This is a genomic window from Pseudonocardia sp. EV170527-09, assembly GCF_008369905.1.
In the GTDB taxonomy this organism is placed as follows: Bacteria; Actinomycetota; Actinomycetes; order Mycobacteriales; family Pseudonocardiaceae; genus Pseudonocardia.
This window is the reverse complement of record NZ_VRMC01000010.1, coordinates 47,658-68,718: the sequence shown is the minus strand read 5'-3', so window position 1 is coordinate 68,718 and position 21,061 is coordinate 47,658. Positions and strand designations below refer to the sequence as shown.

19 protein-coding genes are annotated in these 21,061 nt (G+C 75.4%); 11 read left to right on the top strand and 8 right to left on the bottom strand.

Features of this window, described 5'->3' with window-relative positions; all coding sequences use genetic code 11:
• The first annotated feature begins 181 nt into the window (after positions 1 to 181).
• Entirely contained in the window at positions 182 to 403 is a 222-nt protein-coding gene (locus FVA95_RS04835) for a hypothetical protein (protein WP_149663123.1), read from the top strand.
• Between the two features lie 38 nt (positions 404 to 441).
• Entirely contained in the window at positions 442 to 2,031 is a 1,590-nt protein-coding gene (mdlC, locus tag FVA95_RS04830) for a benzoylformate decarboxylase (RefSeq protein WP_149663122.1), read from the top strand.
• A 26-nt stretch (positions 2,032 to 2,057) separates the two neighbouring features.
• On the opposite strand, the gene FVA95_RS04825 is transcribed toward mdlC, so the two are convergent.
• On the bottom strand, positions 2,058 to 3,860 hold the full coding sequence (locus FVA95_RS04825) for an ABC transporter ATP-binding protein (RefSeq protein WP_149663121.1): 1,803 nt from the start codon (positions 3,858 to 3,860) through the stop codon (positions 2,058 to 2,060).
• A 76-nt stretch (positions 3,861 to 3,936) separates the two neighbouring features.
• Between FVA95_RS04825 and FVA95_RS32645 the strand changes: the two genes are divergently transcribed.
• Positions 3,937 to 4,392 carry a MarR family winged helix-turn-helix transcriptional regulator gene (locus tag FVA95_RS32645; protein ID WP_020623805.1) on the top strand — a complete coding sequence of 152 codons (456 nt, stop codon included), beginning with the start codon at positions 3,937 to 3,939 and terminating at the stop codon, positions 4,390 to 4,392.
• Positions 4,393 to 4,480: 88 nt separating this feature from the next.
• Here the strand turns inward: FVA95_RS32645 and FVA95_RS04815 are convergent, their stop codons facing one another.
• Entirely contained in the window at positions 4,481 to 5,752 is a 1,272-nt protein-coding gene (locus FVA95_RS04815; RefSeq protein ID WP_255474610.1) for an APC family permease, read from the bottom strand.
• Between the two features lie 54 nt (positions 5,753 to 5,806).
• On the opposite strand from FVA95_RS04815, the gene FVA95_RS04810 reads away from it, so the two are divergent.
• Positions 5,807 to 6,094, top strand: a complete 288-nt coding sequence (locus tag FVA95_RS04810; protein ID WP_075306564.1) for a YrhK family protein — start codon at positions 5,807 to 5,809, stop codon at positions 6,092 to 6,094.
• Positions 6,095 to 6,227: 133 nt separating this feature from the next.
• Positions 6,228 to 7,106 (top strand): glyoxalase III HchA, encoded by an 879-nt coding sequence (gene hchA, locus FVA95_RS04805; RefSeq protein WP_149663120.1) that lies wholly within the window; start codon positions 6,228 to 6,230, stop codon positions 7,104 to 7,106.
• A 10-nt stretch (positions 7,107 to 7,116) separates the two neighbouring features.
• Here the strand turns inward: hchA and FVA95_RS04800 are convergent, their stop codons facing one another.
• The 3 genes from FVA95_RS04800 to FVA95_RS04790 are packed head-to-tail and all read right to left on the bottom strand — an operon-like array spanning position 7,117 to position 12,024.
• Positions 7,117 to 9,840, bottom strand: coding sequence for a molybdopterin-dependent oxidoreductase (locus FVA95_RS04800; RefSeq protein ID WP_149663119.1), 2,724 nt, complete (start codon positions 9,838 to 9,840; stop codon positions 7,117 to 7,119).
• A complete protein-coding gene (locus FVA95_RS04795; RefSeq protein ID WP_149663118.1) occupies positions 9,837 to 10,643 on the bottom strand; it encodes an FAD binding domain-containing protein in 807 nt (268 codons plus the stop codon). Before FVA95_RS04795 ends, FVA95_RS04800 begins: the two co-directional genes overlap by 4 nt.
• A 4-nt stretch (positions 10,644 to 10,647) precedes the next feature.
• Positions 10,648 to 12,024, bottom strand: coding sequence for an 8-oxoguanine deaminase (locus tag FVA95_RS04790; RefSeq protein ID WP_149663117.1), 1,377 nt, complete (start codon positions 12,022 to 12,024; stop codon positions 10,648 to 10,650).
• A 93-nt stretch (positions 12,025 to 12,117) separates the two neighbouring features.
• Here FVA95_RS04790 and FVA95_RS33630 point away from each other — a divergent pair, with 93 nt between their 5' ends.
• Positions 12,118 to 13,671 (top strand): PucR family transcriptional regulator, encoded by a 1,554-nt coding sequence (locus FVA95_RS33630; protein WP_149663116.1) that lies wholly within the window; start codon positions 12,118 to 12,120, stop codon positions 13,669 to 13,671.
• 7 nt (positions 13,672 to 13,678) lie between these two features.
• On the opposite strand, the gene yidC is transcribed toward FVA95_RS33630, so the two are convergent.
• The 3 genes from yidC to FVA95_RS04770 all read right to left on the bottom strand — a co-directional run bounded on the left by yidC (position 13,679) and on the right by FVA95_RS04770 (position 17,055).
• A complete protein-coding gene (gene yidC / locus FVA95_RS04780; protein ID WP_149663115.1) occupies positions 13,679 to 14,578 on the bottom strand; it encodes a membrane protein insertase YidC in 900 nt (299 codons plus the stop codon).
• Between the two features lie 96 nt (positions 14,579 to 14,674).
• Positions 14,675 to 15,013, bottom strand: a complete 339-nt coding sequence (locus FVA95_RS04775; protein ID WP_193564296.1) for a DUF6412 domain-containing protein — start codon at positions 15,011 to 15,013, stop codon at positions 14,675 to 14,677.
• Between the two features lie 86 nt (positions 15,014 to 15,099).
• Positions 15,100 to 17,055 (bottom strand): solute carrier family 23 protein, encoded by a 1,956-nt coding sequence (locus tag FVA95_RS04770; protein WP_149663114.1) that lies wholly within the window; start codon positions 17,053 to 17,055, stop codon positions 15,100 to 15,102.
• Positions 17,056 to 17,303: 248 nt separating this feature from the next.
• Between FVA95_RS04770 and FVA95_RS04765 the strand changes: the two genes are divergently transcribed.
• From FVA95_RS04765 to ureG, 5 genes are read left to right on the top strand one after another with little or no spacing between them, the layout of a single operon-like run.
• The gene (locus tag FVA95_RS04765) at positions 17,304 to 17,606 is read left to right on the top strand and encodes an urease subunit gamma (RefSeq protein ID WP_020622559.1); all 303 of its coding nucleotides are present in this window, start codon (positions 17,304 to 17,306) and stop codon (positions 17,604 to 17,606) included.
• On the top strand, positions 17,603 to 17,929 hold the full coding sequence (locus tag FVA95_RS04760; RefSeq protein WP_075333380.1) for an urease subunit beta: 327 nt from the start codon (positions 17,603 to 17,605) through the stop codon (positions 17,927 to 17,929). Before FVA95_RS04765 ends, FVA95_RS04760 begins: the two co-directional genes overlap by 4 nt.
• A complete protein-coding gene (locus FVA95_RS04755; protein ID WP_149663113.1) occupies positions 17,926 to 19,641 on the top strand; it encodes an urease subunit alpha in 1,716 nt (571 codons plus the stop codon). The genes FVA95_RS04760 and FVA95_RS04755 overlap by 4 nt, the downstream gene beginning before the upstream one ends.
• On the top strand, positions 19,638 to 20,342 hold the full coding sequence (locus FVA95_RS04750; RefSeq protein WP_149663138.1) for an urease accessory protein UreF: 705 nt from the start codon (positions 19,638 to 19,640) through the stop codon (positions 20,340 to 20,342). Before FVA95_RS04755 ends, FVA95_RS04750 begins: the two co-directional genes overlap by 4 nt.
• The gene (gene ureG, locus FVA95_RS04745) at positions 20,332 to 21,060 is read left to right on the top strand and encodes an urease accessory protein UreG (RefSeq protein ID WP_149663112.1); all 729 of its coding nucleotides are present in this window, start codon (positions 20,332 to 20,334) and stop codon (positions 21,058 to 21,060) included. Before FVA95_RS04750 ends, ureG begins: the two co-directional genes overlap by 11 nt.
• Position 21,061 lies beyond the last annotated feature (1 nt).

Sequence of the window (21,061 nt, the reverse complement as noted above, 5' to 3'; positions counted from 1 at the left end):
CGTCCCCCACGGTCCCCCGGCGGGTGTGACGCTGCGTGCACGATAGGTGATCACCGATCCCGTGGCGACCCGACGCTGTTGTTCAGGCGCGCCGAGGCGTAGAGTTAGCCGGACCGAACTCCAGGGTTCGGGGCGTACTGTGCGAGTCGGTGGCACGGGCGCCGACCAGGAGGTGGACGCCATGTTCCGAGCCGCTCCGCAGTCGCGGACGACCGAGGTGCGCGCGGTCGTGCTCGCCGGGGTGCTGATGGTCCTGCTGGCCGTTGCCACGATCGTCTCGGTGTCGCTGGCCCCCACCTCCGTCACCCTGGTACTGGCCGCCGCCGCGCTGGCCGTCCGGCCGCTGGTCGTCGCCCACCTGCGGCGCAGTGCCCGCAACGAGCGGGTCGCCGCGCGCCGCTGAGGCGACCTACGGTGGGGGTCCGCGACCCGAGGAGCCCCATGACGACCGTCGGTGAAGCCGGCTGGCAGGTGCTGACCGCCCACGGCATCGACACCGTGTTCGGCAACCCCGGCTCCAACGAGCTGCCCTTCCTGGCGGCGATGCCCGACGGGGTGCGCTACGTGCTGGGTCTGCACGAGGGCGCGGTGCTGGGCATGGCCGACGGCTACGCCCTGGCCTCCGGCGGCCCGGCCCTGGTCAACCTGCACGCGGCGTCCGGGTCGGGCAACGCGATGGGCGCGCTCACCAACGCCGTCTACTCCCACTCCCCGCTCGTGCTCACCGCGGGCCAGCAGGTGCGGTCCACCGTCGGCCAGGAGGTCATGCTGACCAACGTGGACGCCGCCGCCCTGCCGCGTCCGCTGGTCAAGTACTCCGCCGAGCCCGCGTCGGCCCAGGACGTCCCGCGGGCGCTGTCCCAGGCGGTGCACACCGCGCTGCTGGCCCCACGGGGCCCGGTCTACCTCTCGATCCCCTACGACGACTGGTCCCGCGAGGCGGGCCCGGACGCCGCGCACCTGCCGTCGCGACGCACGACCGCCGCCGCCGAGCTGGGCGAACGGGCGGTCGCCGAGCTGGCGGGGGCACTGGCCGGGGCGGCGAACCCGGTCCTGGTGCTGGCCCCGCAGGTCGACGCGGACCGGGCGAACGACCACGCCGTCACCCTGGCCGAGCGGCTCGCCTGCCCGGTGTGGATCGCGCCGTCGGCGTCGCGGTGTCCGTTCCCGACCCGGCACCCGGCGTTCCGTGGGATCCTCCCGGCGTCGGTGCGCGACGTGTCCGACCGGCTGGCCGGGCACGACGTCGTGCTCGTCGCGGGTGCGCCGGTGTTCCGCTACCACCAATGGGTCCCCGGTGACCTGCTGCCGGCGGGCTCCCGGCTACTGCACCTGACCGCGGATCCGGCCGAGGCCGCGCGGGCCCCGATGGGCGAGGCGTGGGTCGGCCCGGTCGGTCCGGCCCTGGCCGCGCTCGCCGGGCGGGTGCCCGCCTCGGGGCGGGCGCCGCTGCCGCCCCGGCCCGCACCGCCCGCCCCGCAGGGCGCCGCGGACCACGTCCCGCCGCAGCAGCTGTTCGCGCTGGTCCGCGACGCGGCGCCGGCCGGGACCGTGCACGTGTGCGAGTCCACCTCGACGATCGACGACTTCGTCACCCAGGCCGACCTGACCGAGCCGGGCAGCTACCTGTTCCCCGCGTCCGGCGGTCTCGGGTTCGGGCTGCCCGCCGCCGTCGGCGCACAGCTGGCCCACGGCGACGCGCGCCGGGTGGTCGCGCTCGTCGGCGACGGGTCCGCCAACTACGGCATCACCGCGCTCTGGACGGCGGCGCAGTACCGGGTACCGGTGGTCGTCGTGATCCTGAAGAACGGGACCTACGGTGCGCTGCGCGGCTTCGCCGAGCTGCTGGGCACCGGGGAGACACCGGGCCTCGACGTCCCCGGGCTCGACTTCGTGCGGATCTCCGAGGGCTACGGCGTGCCGGCGGTGTCGGTGCGGGACGCCGCCTCCGCCGCGGCGGCGCTGAAGGAGGCCTTTGCCGACGACGGCCCCCGGCTCATCGAGGTCGTGACGGCGCCGGGCGTGGCGTAGGGCCGGCGTAGGGATGGCGCCGTGCCTCACACCGCGGCGAGCGCGGCGTAGCGGCCCGCGTCGGCGAGCAGCTCGTCGTGGCTGCCGGACTCGACGATCCGGCCGTGGTCGACGACGGCGATCCGGTCGGCGTCGCGAACGGTCGTGAGCCGGTGCGCGATGGTGATCGTCGTGCGGCCGTGGGCCAGCGCGTCGAACGCGGCCTGCACCGCCCGCTCGGTACGGGTGTCCAGCGCACTGGTGGCCTCGTCGAGGACCAGCACCTTCGGGTCGCGCAGCAGCGTGCGGGCGATCGCGATCCGCTGCTTCTCACCGCCGGAGAACCGGTGCCCGCGCGAGCCGACGACGGTGTCGTAGCCCTCGGGCAGCGAGACGATCAGGTCGTGGACCTGCGCGGCGCGCGCGGCGGCCTCGATCTCGGCGTCGGTGGCGTCCGGGCGGGCGTGGCGCAGGTTCTCCCGCACGGTGGCGTGCAACAGGTAGGTGTCCTGTCCGACGACGCCGACGATCCGTGTCAGGTCGGCCGCGGCCATGTCGCGCAGGTCGATCCCGTCGATGGTCACCCGGCCCGCGGTCGGGTCGTGCAGCCGGGACACGAGCCCGGCCAGGGTGGTCTTGCCCGACCCGGTCTCCCCGACCAGGGCCAGCGTGGTGCCGGCGGGGACGTCGAGGTCGATGCCGGCGACGGCGGCGGCGTCGCTGCCCGGGTAGACGAAGGTGACGCCCTCGATCCGCACGTGCCCGCGGACGCGGTCGTGGTCGACGGCGACGGGGTGCTCGGGCTCGGGCACGTCGGTGGTCAGGTCGAGGTAGGAGAAGATCCGCTCGAACAGCGCCAGCGAGGCGACGATCTGGACGCCGACGCTCAGCATGCCCATGACCGGGCGGAACAGCCCGGCCTGCAGCGCGGTGAACGCCACGAGGGTGCCGATGCTCATCGTCCCGGCGGCGAACGGCAGCCCGGCGGCGAGGTAGATGGCGGCCGGGACGGCGGCGAACACGACCTGGGTGACGGCCATCGTCCAGCGTCCGGCGAGCTGGGAGCGCAGCTCCAGCCCGATCAGCCGGGACGAGGACTCGGCGAACCGGCGGCTCAGCTCCGGGCCGCTGCCCAGGGTCTTGGACAGGGCGATCCCGTCGACCGACAGGTTCTCCTCGACCGCGACGCTCAGGTCGGCGAGCTCGCGCTGCTGGGCCGCGGTGATCGCGCGGCGGGTGCGGGCGACCCGCCGGGTCAGCAGGATCGCCGGGGGCAGCACGACCAGGGACACCAGTGTGAGCTGCCAGGACAACGCCGTCATCGCGACCAGGGTGGCGACGGTGGTGGTCAGGTTCGACGCGACCGAGGTGGCGGTGCTCGTGACCACCGACTGCATGCCGCCGATGTCGTTGGTGATCCGCGACTGCACCTCCCCGGTGCGGGTGCGGGTGAAGAACGCCAGGCTCTGGCGCTGCAGGTGGGCGAAGACGCCGGTGCGCAGCCCGTGCATGACCTCCTGCCCGATGCGGGTGGAGATCCACGTCTGGGCGACGCCGAGGGCGGCGGTCACCGCGGCGACCGCGACCATGCCCGCGGCCAGCCAGGCGAGCAGCGTGACGTCGCGCTCGGGCAGGGCGACGTCGATGACCTCGCGGAGCAGGAACGGCGAGGCCATTCCCACGATCGAGGACGCCACGATCGTCACGACGACGACCGTGAGCGGGCCCCGGTGCGGGGCGAACAGTGCGCCGATGCGGCGCAGCGAGACCGCGCGCGCCTGCTCCCGTTCCTCGGGGGTGGCGGTGCGGGTGTCCGGCCGTCCGGGCCGGTTCGGGGGTCGGGTGTCCAAGGGGTCTCCTCCGCGTAGTTTTACTGTGGTTGCCTCACTATGAGGCAGCAACAGCGTCCTGCGCTAGTCTGTTCCCGTGCCGGACCGGGAACCACCCAGCCAGTCGCGCGGCGACCTCGTCGACGCGTTCTGGTCGGTGGCGCGCTCACTGCGCCACGCCTCGGCCGAGCGGCTGGCGGCCTGGGGGCTGACCCCGTCGCAGGCGCGGGCGCTGGGCACGCTGGTCCGGCACGGCGAGATGCGCCCGGGCACGCTGGCCGGGCACCTGCGGATCACGCCGCGGTCGGCGACCGAGGTCGTCGACGCGCTGGCCGGCCTCGGGCTGGTCGAACGGGCGACCGACCCGGCGGACCGGCGGGCGGTGCTGGTGCGGGTCACGGACGCGGGCGCGGCCACCGCGCGCGACGTGCGGGCCGCACGGGCCGACGGGGCCGAGGCGTTGTTCGCGCGACTGTCCGACGACGACCGCGCCGAGCTGGCCCGCATCCTCGCCGTCCTGCGCGACGGAGCCGACGGGGACCGGCGCTGCTGAGCCCGCCCGCCCCGGTCGTGGGCGGGCGGGGGAACGGTCGCGGCGGACCGAGCGGGCCCGGGGCCACCGCGGGCGGGGCGTCCGCGGCTCAGCGCCCGACGGGATCCGTCCGATCGTCGCCGGTGGAGGTGCGGCCGCGGCGGACCCGCGCGGCCCGTACGAGCGCCCGCACCACCGTCCCGGCCGCCAGGACCACGGCCCCGGCCAGCACCGACACCGGCGGCAGCAGCGTCGCGAGCACCACGCAGCCGAGCAGCCCGAACCCCGACAGGGCGCGGCGCCACGGCCGGTCGCGGTGCAGGGTGAGCGCCGCGGCGTTGGCGACGGCGTAGTACAGCAGCACCGCGAACCCGGACAGGCCGATCGCGGTGACCGGAGCGGCGGTGACCACCAGCAGCAGCACGACCGCGCCGACGGCGAGCTCGGCGCGGTGCGGTACGGCGAACCGCGGGTGGACCGCGGCGAGTGCGCCCGGCAGCTCCCGGTCCCGGGCCATGGCCAGCACGGTGCGCCCCACTCCGGCGACCAGCGCGAGCAGCACCCCGGCCGACGCGACCGCGCCCCCGATGCGCACGAGGGGCGCCGCCCCGTCCCCGGCCGCGGTGGCCAGCGGCGCCGCGGACGCCGCGAGCGCTCCGGGCCCGGCGGCCCGCAGCGCCGCGACGGCGACCACCGCGTAGACCACCAGCACCAGGCCGAGCGCGAGCGGGATCGCCCGCGGGATGGTGCGTGCGGGGTCGCGGACCTCCTCGCCGAGCGTCGCTATCCGGGCGTACCCGGCGAAGGCGAAGAACAGCAGCCCGGCGGCCTGCAGCACCGCGAGCGGGCCGGCGTCGGCCCAGCCCTGCAGCGGTGCGGCGACGGCGGGGCGGGAGAACGCGGCGACGACCACCGCCGTCAGCACCGCGAGGGTGCACCCGACCAGGACCCGGGTGGCGAGCGCGGTGCGGGTGACGCCACGCAGGTTCACCGCGACCATCGCGACCACCGCCGCCGCCGCGACCGCACGGGCGTGGTCCGGCCAGGCGTGGGACCCCAGGGTGAGGGCCATCGCGGCGCACGACGCGGTCTTGCCCGTGACGAACGCCCACCCGGCGAGGAACCCCCACGTCTCCCCCAGCCGGCGGCGGCCGTACACGTAGGCACCACCGGACTCGGGGTGGCGGGCGGCGAGCCACGCCGAGGACATCGCGTTGGCGGCCGCGACCGCGCCGGCCACGGCGAGCGCGGGCAGCAGGGCCGTCCCGGCGACGGCCGCGGCGGGCCCGAACACGGCGAACACCCCGGCGCCGAGCATCGACCCGATCCCGAGGACGACGGCGTCGCCGGTGCCGATCCGGCGTCGGGGCGTCGTGTGCACGTGCTCACCCTTCCCGGTGTGCGGACGACCGGTCGAGGGGGTAACCACCGCGGCATGGGACCGACCCCGCACGACCGACCGCTGACGTTCACCATCGGGCACGAGGAGCTCGTCGTCCGGAAGCGCTACGAGGTGCTCAGCATCGTCAACGACATCCTGGTGGCGCTGTGGTTCGTGATCGGCAGCGTGCTGTTCTTCTCCGAGGCCACCAGCTACGCGGGGACCTGGCTGTTCCTCCTCGGCTCGATCGAGCTGATGATCCGGCCGGTGATCCGGCTCGCCCGCCGGGTGCACCTGCAGCGGATCACCGGGGCGCCGCCGGAGGCGAGCCACGACTTCTGACCCGGACGACGGCGCCCGCCACCGTTCACCGCACGAACCGCCCTTCCCACGGCAGGGTCCGGCGGCGCGGTTCGCGGACACCGGGCGGGGGTAGGCCGCTCGGGCACCGCACGAACGACCCGGAGGCACCCCGATGTCCGACAGCACGCTCAGCAAGGATCCGACCGCGGACCCGGCGGAGCACGATGCGTACTTCCCGTCGCCGTACTCGCTGGACGCCTACACCGCGCCGAGGACGGACTTCGACGGTCTCGCCACCGAGCGGCACGCCTGGTCCGGCGGCCGCTGGAAGGTGCTCGTCCTGGCCACCGACGAACGCTACCTGCGCATGGGCAACGGCACCTTCTTCTCCACCGGCAACCACCCGGTGGAGACACTGCTCCCCCTGCACCACGTACTGGAGGCCGGGTTCGGGGTCGAGATCGCGACGCTCACCGGCAACCCGGCGAAGTTCGAGTGGTGGGCCTACCCCGGCGAGGACGAGGCGGTCGCCAGCGCCCGCGAGAAGCTGCTCGCGCAGTGGCGGGCCCCGAAGTCGCTGGCCGAGGTCGTCGAGCGCGAGCTGGGCGAGGACTCGGACTACCTCGCGGTGTTCGTCCCGGGCGGGCACGGTGCGCTGTCCGGGCTGCCGTTCTCCACCGACGTCCGCGACACCCTGGAGTGGGCCATGCGCACCGACCGGCTCGTGGTGTCGCTGTGCCACGGGCCCGCGGCGTTCCTCTCCACCCGCATCGGCCGCGGCCGGTCGGTCTTCGAGGGCTACGAGATGTGCGTGTTCCCCGACGCGCTGGACGCGGGCGCCAACATCGACATCGGCTACCTGCCCGGCGAGATGCCGTGGCTGCTCGGCAAGGCCCTGACCGACGAGGGCGTCCGCGTCGTCAACGACGACATGACCGGCCGCTGCACCACCGACCGCAACGTCATCACCGGTGACAGCCCCCTGGCCGCGAACGAGCTGGGCAGGCGCACCGCGACCGCGCTGCTGGAGCACGCCCGCCGCCGCGGCTGACCGCTGTGCCTCAGGACGCCGTGCCACCGGCCGCGAGCCGCCACACCCGGTCGCGGCTGAACGGCTGGTGGTACGGCCGCACCCCCAGCGCACGGCGGATCGCGTTCGCGACCGCGGGCGCCACCGGGTTGTAGGGCGCCTCGCTCATCGACTTCGCGCCGTAGGTGCCCAGCGCGTCGTGGGTCCGGGCGTAGCGCACCTCGGTGACCGGGACGTCGGCCATCTGCGGCACCCGGTACGTGCGGAACACCGAGTTGAGGATCTCCCCGGACTCCCCGACGTACACCTCCTCGTAGAGCGCGCTGCCCAGACCCATCGCGGCGCCGCCCTCCACCTGCCCGCGCAGCTGCTCGGGGTTCAGGACGGTGCCGGCGTCGACGGCCTGCACCGAGCGCAGCACCCGGACCTCGCCGGTGGCGGTGTCCACCGCGACCCGCACGCCGTGGCAGTTCGCGGTGATCGCCCGCGCGGTGCCGGGTTCCTCCCCCGTCGCGGACAGTCCCCCCGGCGACGACGCGGCGGCCAGCACCTCGTCGAGGGACCACTCGCCGTCGGGGGTCGTGACGCCGTCGGCGTGCAGCTCTCCGCCGCCGGTGACCGCGAGGATGCGGGCCCGCAGCGCGGTGGCCGCGGCGTGCAGGGCCTTGCCCGCGACGGTGGTGCCCGCCGAGGCGAACGCCCCGGTGTCGTAGCCGCAGGCGTCGGTGTCGCCGTGGTGGGCGTCGACACGGTCCGCGGTCGTCCCGAGCACGGTCGCGACGACCTGACGGTGGGTGGTCGTGGTGCCGTTGCCGAACTCGACGGTGCCGGCACCGAGCCGGTAGCGCCCGCCGGGCAGCAGGGTCACCGTGGTGGTGGCGGCGTGCCCGAACGGGGCCATCGTCGTCATCATGCCCAGGGCGGTGCCCTCGCCGACGCGCCACGTCGGACCCTCCGGCACGGGGTCGCCGCTGCCGTCGGCCAGTGCGTCCTGCACGAGGTCGAGGCACTGGTCCATGCCGTAGCTGGTCCAGTGCAGGTCGTGCTCGGGGTCGCCGTGGTGGGCGACGTGCAGCGGGTCCCCGGCACGGACCATGTTGCGCCGCCGCAGGTCGAACGGGTCGAGACCGGCGACGATCGCCAGCTCGTCCATCGCGGACTCGACGGCGAACATCACCTGGCCCAGGCCGTAGCCGCGGAACGCGCCGCTGGGGACGTTGTTCGTGTAGACGACCTCGGCGTCGAGGTGCTTGACGGGGCAGTTGTAGACACTGACCGACTCGGCGACGGCGTGGAACAGCACCCCGCGGGAGTGGTTGCCGTAGGCGCCGGTGTCGGACAGGACGTCGAGCTTCATCGCGGTGAGCCGGCCGTCGTCGTCGGCGCCGAGGGTCACCGCGACCCGCATCGGGTGGCGCAGCGCGGTGCGGGTGAACTCCTCGGTCCGGGTGAACTCGTGGACGACGGTGCGCCCGGTCCGCAGCACCGCCAGCCCGACGAGGTCCTCGGCGAACATCTCCTGCTTGCCACCGAACCCGCCGCCGACCCGCGCGGTGTGCACCCGGACCCGGTCGGGGTCGAGGCCGAGCACGCGGGCGAGCTCGGCGCGGGTGAGGAACGGGACCTGGGTCCCCGCGCGGACGACGAGGCGCCCGTCGTCGTCGAGGGAGCCGATCGCCCCGTGGCACTCGAGCTGGGCGTGGGAGACGCGGCTGGTGCGCCAGGTGCCGGTGACGGTGTGCACGGACCCGGCGAGCGCGGCGTCGACGTCACCACCGTGTCCGCCGTGCAGGGCGAGCACGACGTTGCGGGACGACTCGTCGACGCGGTCGGCCGGGGTCCGGTCCGGGTGCACCAGCGGCGCACCGGGCAGGCGGGCCGCCTCCGGGTCCAGCACGGCGGGCAGCACCTCGTAGTCGACGGCGATCAGGGCGCAGGCGGCCTCGGCCTGCGCCGGGGTCTCGGCGACGACGGCCGCGACCCGCTGCCCGACGTGCCGCACGACGTCGTCGAGCATCCGGGTGTCGTCGGGGTCGTCGGTGCGGTGCTCGTGCCGGGCGGTGGAGTACCGCAGGTCCGGCACGTCGTGGTGGGTCAGCACCAGCGCGACGCCCGGCGCGGCCCGCGCAGCGGTGGCGTCGATCGACCGGATCCGGGCATGGGCGTGCGGGGAGCCGAGGACCCGCAGGTGCAGGGCACCGGTGAGGTCGACGTCGAAGGTGAACGGCTCGGTGCTGGTGACGATGCGCTCGGCCGCCGGGGGCCGGGCCGAGCAGCCGACCGTGCCCTCCGCGGCGCGGGGACCGTCGACGGCGCACCCGCGACGGACGCCGGTCTCGATCGCCTCCCGGATGCTGCGGTAGCCGGTGCAGCGGCACAGGTTGCCCTTCATCCGCCGCGGCAGGTCGTCGAGGTCGTCGGCGGTCAGGGCGGACGCAGTGACGATCTGCCCGGCCGTGCAGAACCCGCACTGGTAGCCGAACTTCTCCACGAACGCCTGCTGCACCGGGTGCAGCTCCCCGTCCGGCCCGGCCAGCCCGGCGACGGTCGTGACCCGCGCGCCGTCGAGACGCTGGGCGGGGATCAGGCAGGAGTGCACGGGCCGGTCGTCGAGCAGGACGGTGCAGGCGCCGCAGTCCCCGGCGTCGCAGCCCTTGCGCACCTCGAGGTGCCCGTGCTCGCGCAGGAAGGTGCGGGTGCACTGCCCCGGGGCGGGCTCGGCCTCCAGCTCGGTGTCGTTGATGTGCAGCTTCACGACAGTTCCTCCCGGATCTGCTCCAGCAGCACCGCGCTGACCCCGTGGCGCCAGTCCGCGGAACCGAGCGGGTCGGTGTACCAGCCGTCGACGGCGTCGACGTCGGCGCGCAGCCGGTCGGGGTCGGGCACACCGGTCGGGTAGCGCAGGACGGTGGGTGCCTCGGTCGCGGCGGTGATCACGAACGTGGCCGCGCCGCCGTCGCGCGCGGTGTCGACCCGCCCGGTGAGCACGGCGCCGGAGCGGCCGAGCTCGGCGAGTGCGATCTTGCGGAAGGCGGTGCGGGCGCGCAGTGCGGCACCGGGCAGCTCGACCGCGCGCAGGACCTCGCCGGGGCGCAGCGCGGTGGTGCCGTTCCCGGTGACGAGCGTCGCGACCGGCACCCGGTGCTCGGCGCCGTCGGGTGTCCAGACGACGGCGACGCCGTCGAGCGTCGCGGCGAGCGCGACCATCCCGGCGGCGGCGTAGGCACGGCACACGTTCCCGCCGACGGTCGCGGTGTGCCAGATCTTCCACGACGCCAGCAGGGCGTGCGCGCACTGGGCGAACAGCGGGGCCCCGGTGCGCTCCCCGTACCCGGCGAGGTCGGCGATCGGGCAGGTCGCCGCCACCGACAGCCCGCCGTCGGGCAGCGGTTCCAGGGGCTCCCAGCCCATCGTGGTCAGGTCGACCAGGCCGGTGACGCCGGGCTGCGGCTCGGAGAACAGCCAGGTCCCGCCGGCGAGGATCCGCTCCCCCGGCGCCAGCGCCAGGTCGGCGCGCTCGCGGGCGCGCCGGAACCCGGTGACGGTGTGCAGGTCCATCCGCTCACCCGGCCCGGGAGACGAGGTCGCGGTGCACCGCGGCGCACTCGGCGGCGACGGCGTCGGTGTCGACGGTGAGGACCGTGTCCTTCTCCACGACCGGGCGGCCGTGCACCAGCAGCAGCTCCAGCGGCGGCGGCGTGCCCAGGACGAGGGCGGCGACCGGGTCGGCGACGTCGCGGTGCCGGAACCCGTCCAGGCGCCACAGCGCGAGGTCGGCGAGCTTCCCGGTCTCGATCGACCCGATCTCGTCCTCGCGACCGAGCACCCGGGCGCCGCCGAGCGTGCCGAGCTCCAGGGCCTCGCGCACCGACAGGGCACGGGGACCGCCCGCGGCACGGGCGAACAGGACGGCGTGCTTGACGTCCTCCAGCAGGTGGGTGCCCTCGTTGGAGGCGGCGCCGTCGACGCCGATCCCCACCCGGGCGCCGGCATCGACGAGGTCACGGACCCGCGCGATGCCGGCACCGAGACGACCGTTGGAGGTGGGGCAGTGCGCGACGCCGGTGCCGGTGGCGCCGATGGTCTTCACCGCCTCGTCGTCGAGGTGCACGGTGTGCGCGAACCACACGTCGGGCCCGGTCCAGCCCAGGTCGGCGACGTACTCGGTGGGGGTGGCGCCGAAGCGCTCCCGGCAGTACGCCTCCTCGTCGTCGGTCTCGGCGAGGTGGGTGTGCAGCCGCACACCGAGCTCGCGGGCCAGCGCCGCGGACTCCCGCATCAGCTCCGGTGTCACCGAGAACGGCGAGCAGGGGGCCAGCGCGATCCGCAGCATCGACCCCGGTGACGGGTCGTGCCAGCGGGCGACGGCGTCGGCGGAGGCGGCGAGGATCTCGTCGCGGTCGGAGACGACGTGGTCCGGCGGCAGCCCGCCCGCGCTGCGCCCCAGGTCCATCGACCCGCGGGTCGGGTGGAACCGCAGCCCCACCTGCTGAGCGGCCCGGATCTCGGCGCCGAGCACGTCGCCGCCCTCCCGGGGGAACACGTAGTGGTGGTCGGTGGTGGTCGTGCATCCCGACAACGCGAGCGCCGACAGCGCCCCGGTGGCGCCGGTGTGCACGGCGTGCTCGTCGATGCCAGCCCACACCGGGTAGAGCGTGGTCAGCCACTCGAACAGCGTGTGGTCGACGGCGAGTCCGCGGGTCACCCACTGGTAGAGGTGGTGGTGGGTGTTGACCAGCCCCGGGGTGAGCAGGCAGCCGCGGGCGTCGACCCGGCGGTCGTAGGACCCCGCCGGGGCGGGGCCGGGCCCCACGCCAGCGATCCGTTCCCCCTCGACGACGACGTGCCCGCCGGGGATCTCCTCCCCGGTGACGGTGACGACGTGGGCACCCTCGATGGCGACCCGGCTGGCGGTCCGCCCGGCGTTCGGCTGCTGCATGGACCCCAGTGCACCGTGTGACGGTCACCGGGAGAAGGCACCACTGTGACGAATCGGGGTCCCGCCGGGTGCACCGAGTTGTAGGTTCCTCCCATGCTGCTCTCGGAGCTGGTCGCGCGACCGGAGCTGCGGCTGCGGGTCCTGCACGGCTCGGCGGCCGATCTGGACCGGTCCGTGCGCTGGGTGTACCCGACCGACCTGCCCGACCCGTCGCGTTACCTGGGCGGCGGCGAGCTGGTGGTGTCCGGGCTGGTGTGGCGGCGGACACCGGCGGACTCGGAGCGGTTCGTCGCGGCCGTCGCCCGGTCCGGCGCGGCGGCGCTGGTGGCCGGCGAAGCCGTGTTCGGCGACATCCCGGCCGACGTCGTCGACGCCTGCCGCCGCCACGACCTCGTCCTGGTCGCGGTCCCGGTGGACGTGTCGTTCGGCGCGGTGACCGAGGTGGTGATCGGGGCGCTGTCCGCGGCCCGCGGGGACCGGCTCGCCCACACCCTGGGCCGGCACCGGCGGCTGCTCGCCGCGTTCGCCGGCGGCGCGGAGCTGGCCGAGCTGGCCGGGTCGGTCTCGGCGGGCTCCGGCCTGGTCTGCCGGGTGCTCACCGCCGCGGGCGGCCTGCTGGCCGGGCCGGCCCTGCCCGACGCCGAGCGCGACGCCGTCGTCGCCGGGTTCCTGACCGCGGGCCGGCTGCCGGTGACCGTCCCGGCCGGTCGGGAGGGTGCCGCGCACCTGGTTGTCCCCGCGGCACCGGGAACGGCACGGGCCACCGGCTGGCTGGTCTCCGCACAGCTGCCGCCGGGCACCGCGCAGGCGGGCACCGAGGCCGTCGACGCCGTCGGGGAGCTGGCCGCCATCGCCGCGCTGGACCGGTCCCGGCGCCGCGAGGGCGCGGCGGTGGCCCGCCCGATCGCCGACGACGCGCTGGCCCGGATCGCCGCCGACACCGGCGACCGGCCGGAGACCCGGGTGCGGCTGCGCCAGGCCGGGGTGGAGCCGGACGGGACCCTCGCCGTGGTCGTGCTGCGCGCCTCGGGCGTCGCGGACCCGGCCGACACCGCGCACACCGTGCTGCTCGACGCGCTGGTCGGCACCGGCCCGGCCGCGGTCGGGGTGCTGGGTGGCGACGCGGTCGCCGTCGTCGCGGTACCCGGGCGTGCGGACACCCCGGACCCGGTCGAGGTGGTGCTGGGCGCGGTGCACCGGCTCGGGCCGGGTCTGGCGGGCGGACGGCTGTCGGCCGGGGTGTCGCGGCCGTCGACGGCGGAGGCGCTGTCGGGCGCGCTCGCCGAGGCCGGGCACGCCGCGGGACTGGCGGCGTCCCGGGTGGGCCCGGTGACCTCGGTGCGGGCCGGGGAGATCACCTCGCACGTGGCGCTGCTGGCCGGGGTCCCCGACGACGTCCGGCGCGGCTTCGCCGCCCAGGTCCTCGGCCCGGTGCTCGACCACGACGCGCGGTCGGGCACCGGGCTGGTGGAGACCCTGGAGGTGTTCCTCGACGAGTCCGGGTCGTGGAACCGGACCGCGGCCCGACTGCACCTGCACGTCAACACCGTCCGGTACCGGATCGGTCGGGTGGCGGAGCTGACCGGGCGGGACCCGTCCTCGTTCACCGACCGCGTCGACCTCTACCTGGCGCTGCGCTCGCGCTGACGGCGGCTCAGCGGCGGGCGCCGGCGGGGCGGCGGCGCACCGGCTTGGCGCCCGGCCGTGGCGCCCGGCCGCGTTCCGGCGCCGGCGGGGCGACGACGACCGGTGGCCTGCGGTCGAGCAGCCGGGTGAGCACGAGCTGCTGGACCAGGGTCGCGACGCTGCCGGTCATCCAGTAGAGCAGCAGCGCGACCGGCACCGGGTAGAGCAGCCCACCGGCGAGTACCCCGACCGGCGCGATCCAGGGCAGGGCCGCGAGGATCCGGGTGGCGCCCTGCGGCACGGCACCCGGGTCGGCCCGGGCGTAGCGCATGCTGAGGTGGGTGCAGACCGCGGCGAGCACGGTCAGCACCACCACGACGGCGGCGACCGCCGCCCCGTCGACGGGTGCCCCGCCGAACGCGGCGAGCTGCTCGGCGGGCATCCGCAGCCACGCCGACAGCGGCGCCCCGAACAGCCGGGCCTGCAGGAACGACGCGACCTGGTCGGGTGGGAAGGCGTAGTTGGCGAGTGCGGCGTTCTGTTCGGAGGTCAGGCCGGGCCGGTTGAACGAGCGCAGCACGTGCAGCAGCGCGACGAACACCGGGATCTGCAGGAACACCACCCCGAGCCCGGTGACCGGTGACGAGCCGTGCGTGCGGTGCAGCGCGGCGGTCGCCTCGGCGAGTGCCCGGGCGTCGCCGCGGTGGCGTTCGCGGAGCCGGGCGACCTGCGGGGCCAGTGCGCGACCGATCCGGGCGGCGCGCATCCGGGTCCATGCCGAGCGCACCAGCAGCGCCCGGACGGTGAGCACGAGGAACACCACCGACAGCGCCCAGGACAGGCCGGTGGCCGGTCCGAACAGGGCGCCGAACAACTCGTGCCACAGGCGCATGACGAAGGAGACGGGGTAGTACAGGAAGTCGAGCACTTCTCACTCCGGGGACGTCCGAGGGGCAGGACGGGACCCGGAGCAGGGACGACGACGGGCCGGTGCGCACACCGCACCGGCCGGCGGCGCGGCGCGTCAGGCGGCCGCGACGGTGCCGGGAACCTGCTCCGGGTGGAGCGGTCCCGGAGCGCGCGGCCGGGCACGGCCCGCCGCGTCGGGGTCGGTCTGCCGGACGATCCCGGCCCGGTGCCGGACCCGGCGGGCCTCACGGACCGGGGTGGTCGCGGCAGTGGCGACGAGGTGGATCGCGCCGAGCTCGCGGTGCCCTGCCCACACGAGGACGGCGAGCGCGACCACGGCGCCGACGAGCCCGGTGTCGACGTCGGCGGGCAGCAGGACCGGCACGAGCAGGAGCAGCGACGCGACCAGCAGGGCCGCCCCCGCTCGCGCGCGCCGGCCGATCCCGAGGTCCACGCCGCCCACCGTACCGGCCCCGGACACCCGCAGCGGCCGGCGCGGACCGCCCGCGCCGGCCGGTGGGCCCTGCGCCGGTCACCGGGTCAGCCGGACACCAGGTCGTCGAACCGGCGCCCCGCGACCTTGGCGATCTCCACCAGGGCCGTCGCGTGCTCCTGCGCGGGCGGGTGCTCCAACCTCCGCCGCGCGGTGGCGAGCAAGGTGCGGGTGTCCCCCGCGTCGCGCAGGCAGACGATCAGCGGGAACCCGAAGCGCTCCCGGTAGGCCGCCGCCACGGCGCAGAGCTCGGCGCGGTCGTCGTTGCCGAGCAGGGCCAGCCCGGCCCGGTCACGCAGTGCCGCCGCGGCCGTGCCACCGACGGGGCCACCGACGGGGCCACCGACCGGGCCGACGCCGTCGGGGCGGCGGGGGGCCGGGGCGCCGGAGCCGCCCGCGCCGGCGAGCCCCCCGAGGTCGGGGTAGTGGCCCATCAGCGCCCGCTGCTCCTCGGGCGGCGCGGCGAACAGCTCGTCCTGCACCGCCGCGCGCAGCGCGGTGGCGTCGGCGAAGGGGCCGCGGGCGTGCACCCGGGCGGGCACCGCGGTCGGGCCCTCGAACAGCCGCCCGAGCACCGCGGAGAACTCGCCGGCGTCGGCGGAGGCGAGCCGGTCGAAGGTCACCGTGTCCCCGCCGGGCGTCGCGGGTGCGATGTCGCGGCGGCGCCCGGTGTGGAAGAACAGCAGGTTGAGCCCGATCGCGACGACGCTGCCCGCGGTGATCCCGGAGCCGAGCACGATGCCCGCCCACTCCGGCAGGGCCTGCGCCACGTCCGGCTGCACGGTCACGAACAGCGCGACCCCGAGCCCGGACCCGACCACGACGACGTTGCGGTGGTCGCGGAAGTCGACCCGCGACAGCGTCTGGATCCCGACGACGGCGACGGTCGCGAACATCGCCAGCGCCGCACCGCCCAGCACCGGGTGCGGGACGGCCGCGACCAGCGCCCCGGCCTTCGGCACCAGTCCGATGAGGATCATGAAACCGCCCGCGGCGGCCACCACCCAGCGGCTGGAGACCCGGGTCAGCCGGACGAGGCCGACGTTCTCGGCGAAGCAGGTGTAGGGGAAGGAGTTGAGGACGCCGCCCAGGGTGGTGGCGGCGCCGTCGGCGCGCAGGGCGCGGGCGACGTCGTCCGACCCGACCTTCTTGTCCACGATCTCGCCGGTGGCGATCACGTCACCGGTCGTCTCGACCGCGGTGATCATCATGACGACGATCATCGACAGGATCGCGGCGATCGAGAACTGCGGCCAGCCGAAGTGGAACGGCGTGGTGACCCCGACCCAGTCCGACTCCCCCACCGCGGACAGGTCGACCAGACCGAACGGCACCGCGGCGAGCGTGCCGAGCACGAGCCCGGCCAGCACGGCGACCGTCGCGAGGAATCCGCGGAACAGCCGCTGGATCAGCACGATCACCGCCAGCGTCCCGAGGGCGAGCCCGAGGTAGAGCGGGTTGCCGGGGTCGGGGGCGTTCGAGCCGCCGACGGCGTCGGTCGCGGCGACCGGCAGCAGGGCCAGCCCGATCACGGTGATCACCGTGCCGGTGACGACCGGGGGGAAGAACCGCAGCAGCCGCGCGAAGTAGGGAGCGGCGAAGAAGGTGACCAGCCCGGCGACGATCACCGCGCCGTAGATGGTGGTCAGCCCCTGCGTCCCGCCCCCCGCGGCGAGCCCGATCGCGATCATCGGGGAGACCGCGGTGAACGTGACGCCCTGCAGCAGCGGCAGCCGCACCCCGATCCGGCCGATCCCGACCGACTGCAGGATCGAGGCGATGCCGCAGGTGAACAGGTCGGCGTTGATCAGGTGGATGAGCTGGCGCTCGTCGAGCCCGATGGCGTTGGCGAGCAGGATCGGCACGACGACGGCACCGGCGTAGAACGCCAGCACGTGCTGCATGCCGTAGACGGCGAGCCGTCCGGCGGGCGGCACCCGGTCGACCGGGTGGACGGGACGGGCGGGATCGGCAGTGGCGCTGGTGGATCGGCGCAGGCGCATCGGTGACCTCGATGGGAGCCGGAGGGGGATGACGGGGCGGGGCGCGCAGAGGGGCCGGATTGCGACCTGCATCACCATGCGCCCGGGCCGGGACCCCCCGGCACCGCCGTCCCCGACGAACCCCGGGCCGCTCGTCGCGGGGCTTTCGTAGGTTCCGACAGTCGACCCGGACATCGGGACCCCGGCGGGACACCGTTCGGAACCTCCCGGACATCCCGTCGAAACCCGGGACCGGACACAATGCGGGCATGCACCTCAGTCCGAGCGAGCGCGACAAGCTCCTCGTCCACGTCGCCGCCGACGTCGCCCGCAGGCGCCGCGAGCGGGGTCTGCGGATGAACTACCCGGAGTCGGTCGCCCTGATCACAGAGCACGTCCTGGAGGGCGCCCGCGACGGCCGCACCGTCAGCGAGCTGATGAGCAGCGGCCGGGAGGTCCTGACCCGCGACGACGTCCTCGACGGCGTCCCGGAGATGCTCGACTCGGTACAGGTGGAGGCCACCTTCCCGGACGGCACGAAGCTCGTCACCGTGCACGGGCCGATCGCGTGACCCCCGGCGAGATCCTCGTCGGCGAGGAGCCGGTCGAGCTGCACCCCGGCCGCCCCCGGCTGACCCTGACCGTGGTCAACGCCGCGGACCGCCCGGTGCAGGTCGGCTCGCACTACCACTTCGCCGCCGCGAACCCCGGCCTGTCCTTCGACCGCGACGCCGCCTGGGGGCACCGGCTCGACGTCCCCGCCGGGACCTCGGTGCGGTTCGAGCCCGGGGTGGAGCGCGAGGTGACACTGGTGCCGATCGCCGGGGCACGCCGGGTCCCCGGTCTGCGCCCCGAACGGGCCGGCGCCCTCGACGAGCGGAGCTACGAGCAGTGAGCATCGACCGAGCGCGCTACGCCGACCTGTACGGCCCGACCGTCGGCGACCGGATCCGGCTCGCCGACACGAACCTGCTGATCGAGGTCACCGAGGACCGCTCCCGCGGCCCGGCGTCCGGCGACGAGGTGCTGTTCGGCGGCGGCAAGGTGATCCGGGAGTCGATGGGTCAGGCCGCCGTCCTCGCCGCGGACTGCCCGGACCTGGTGATCACCGGCGCCGTCGTGCTGGACCACTGGGGTGTGGTGAAGGCCGACGTCGGCGTGAAGGACGGCCGGATCGTCGCCATCGGCAAGGCCGGCAACCCCGACACCATGGACGGCGTCGACCCCGCCCTGGTCATCGGGCCCGGCACCGAGGTGCTGGCCGGCAACGGCCGCATCCTCACCGCGGGCGCGGTCGACGCGCACGTGCACTTCATCTGCCCGCAGCTGGTCGAGACCGCGCTCGCCTCCGGCGTCACGACGCTGTTCGGTGGCGGCACCGGGCCCGTCGACGGCTCGAAGGCCACCACCGTCACCCCCGGACCGTGGAACATCGGCCGCATGCTGGCGGCCATGGACCACCAGCCGGTGAACCTGCTCCTGATGGGCAAGGGCAACACCACCTCGCACGAGGCACTGCACGAGCAGCTGCGGGCCGGGGCGGGCGGGTTCAAGCTGCACGAGGACTGGGGCACCACCCCGTCGGCGATCGACGTCTGCCTGCGGGTGTGCGAGGAGACCGGCGTCCAGGCCGCGATCCACACCGACACCCTCAACGAGGCCGGGTTCCTGCAGTCCACACTGGAGGCCATCGCCGGGCGTTCGATCAACGCCTTCCACACCGAGGGCGCGGGCGGCGGGCACGCCCCGGACATCATCGAGGTCGTCGGCACGGGGCACGTGCTGCCGTCGTCGACGAACCCGACCCGGCCGCACACCGTCAACACCCTCGACGAGCACCTCGACATGCTCATGGTCTGCCACCACCTCAACCCGTCGGTGCCCGAGGACCTGGCGTTCGCCGAGTCCCGGATCCGCCCGACGACGATCGCCGCCGAGGACGTGCTGCACGACCTGGGTGCGATCTCGATGATGAGCTCGGACTCCCAGGCGATGGGCCGCATCGGCGAGGTCGTCATCCGGACCTGGCAGACCGCGCACGTCATGAAGGCCGCCCGCGGGCCGCTGCCCGGCGACTCCGACCGCGCCGACAACCTGCGTGCCCGGCGCTACGTCGCGAAGTACACGATCAACCCGGCGCTGGCGCACGGCGCCGCCGAGCACATCGGGTCGGTCGAGGTCGGCAAGCTCGCCGACCTCGTGCTGTGGGAGCCGAAGTTCTTCGGGGTGCGCCCCGAGGTCGTGCTCAAGGGCGGGTTCGCGGTGTGGGCGCAGATGGGCGACGCGAACGCCTCCATCCCGACCCCGGGCCCGGTGTACGGCCGGCCGATGTTCGGCTACGCCCACACCCCCGCGGCGCTGGGCTCGCTGACGTTCATGGCCCCCTCGGCCCTCGACGAGGGCGTCCCCGACCGCCTCGGTCTGGCGACCCCCGCGGTGCCGGTGGCCGACACGCGCTCGGTGCGCAAGGCCGGGATGCTGCTCAACGACGCGACCCCGGACGTGCGGGTCGACCCGGACTCGTTCACCGTGACGATCGACGGCGACGTCGTCGAGCCTGCCCCCGTCGCCGAGCTGCCGATGGCGCAGCGGTACTTCCTGTTCTGATGCTCGCCTCGCTCGTCCTGTCCGACGCCCGGTTCCCCGGCGGTGGGCACGTGCACTCCGGCGGTCTGGAGGAGGCCGCCGACCGTGGCCTGGTCACCGACGTCGCGTCGCTGCACGCCTTCCTCCGGGGGCGGCTGCGCACCGCGGGCCGGCTCGCCGCCTGCGCCGCCGCGGCCGCCGCCGACCTCGCCGCCGGCCCCGCTGCCGACCTCGCCGCGGCGAGCGGCGCCGGGTGGGCGGAGCTCGACGCCGCACTCGACGCGCGCACCCCCTCGGCCGCCCAGCGGGAGGCGTCGCGGTCCCAGGGCCGGGCGTCGCTGCGCGCGGTCCGCTCGGCGTGGCCGTCGGCCGCCCTCGACGCCCTGGTCGCCGTCCACCGGCGGCCGCACCACCCACTGCTCGTCGGGGTCGTCGTCGGCGCGGCCGGGGAGCCGCCGGCCGCGGCGGCCCGCTGCGTCGGCTACCTCGCCGTGTCCGGGCCCGCATCGGCGGCGGTGCGGCTGCTCGGGCTGGACCCGTTCGCCGTCAACACCGCCGTCGTCGCCCTCGGCAACGAGCTGGAGGCCCTGGCCGCCGAGGCCGCGGGCCTCGCCGGGGGCGACCCCGCCGATCTCCCGGCGCCCGGGGCGCCGCTGCTCGACCTCATGGCCGAGTCCCACGTCCACCACCACCGCGAGAGGGTGCGTCTCTTTGCCTCCTGAGTCCGCAACGACCGGCCACGGTCACGGCCACGTGATCAGCTTCGACCCGACCGTCACCGACCACGACCACCACGCCCCGGCCCCCGCCGGTGGCCGCGCGGTGCGCATCGGCATCGGCGGCCCGGTCGGCTCCGGCAAGACCGCGCTGGTCGCCGCGCTGGCCCGCGGCCTCGCCGGGCGCGTCCGCCTCGCCGTGGTCACCAACGACATCTACACCACCGAGGACGCCGACTTCCTGCGCCGCAACGCCGTCCTCGCGCCGGAGCGGGTCGAGGCCGTGCAGACCGGCTGCTGCCCGCACACCGCCATCCGCGACGACATCACCGCCAACCTCGACGCGGTCGAGCTGCTGGAGGAGCGCTTCGCCGACGTCGACGGCGGGCTCGAGCTCGTGCTGGTCGAGTCCGGCGGGGACAACCTCACCGCGGTGTTCTCCCGCGGGCTGGTGGACCGGCAGATCTTCGTCGTCGACGTCGCCGGTGGGGACAAGGTGCCGCGCAAGGGCGGCCCGGGTGTCACCACCGCCGACCTGCTGGTGATCAACAAGACCGACCTGGCGCCGCTCGTGGGCGCCGACCTCGGGGTCATGACCGGCGACGCCGCGCGGATCCGCGGGGAGCTGCCGGTGATCGCGCAGTCGCTGGTGGAGGACCCGGGCGCGACCGAGGTCGGGGCGTGGGTGTGCGAGCAGGTCGCCGCCGTCCGCGCCACGGTCTGAG

Coding starts and splice junctions, on each gene's coding strand:
- FVA95_RS04795 (WP_149663118.1), bottom strand. CDS start 10,643: ATGGACCTGCACACCGTCACCGGGTTCCGGCGCGCCCGCGAGCGCGCC.
- FVA95_RS04810 (WP_075306564.1), top strand. CDS start 5,807: ATGGGACCGACCCCGCACGACCGACCGCTGACGTTCACCATCGGGCAC.
- FVA95_RS33630 (WP_149663116.1), top strand. CDS start 12,118: ATGCTGCTCTCGGAGCTGGTCGCGCGACCGGAGCTGCGGCTGCGGGTC.
- FVA95_RS04835 (WP_149663123.1), top strand. CDS start 182: ATGTTCCGAGCCGCTCCGCAGTCGCGGACGACCGAGGTGCGCGCGGTC.
- FVA95_RS04765 (WP_020622559.1), top strand. CDS start 17,304: ATGCACCTCAGTCCGAGCGAGCGCGACAAGCTCCTCGTCCACGTCGCC.
- hchA (WP_149663120.1), top strand. CDS start 6,228: ATGTCCGACAGCACGCTCAGCAAGGATCCGACCGCGGACCCGGCGGAG.
- FVA95_RS04770 (WP_149663114.1), bottom strand. CDS start 17,055: ATGCGCCTGCGCCGATCCACCAGCGCCACTGCCGATCCCGCCCGTCCC.
- mdlC (WP_149663122.1), top strand. CDS start 442: ATGACGACCGTCGGTGAAGCCGGCTGGCAGGTGCTGACCGCCCACGGC.
- FVA95_RS04790 (WP_149663117.1), bottom strand. CDS start 12,024: ATGCAGCAGCCGAACGCCGGGCGGACCGCCAGCCGGGTCGCCATCGAG.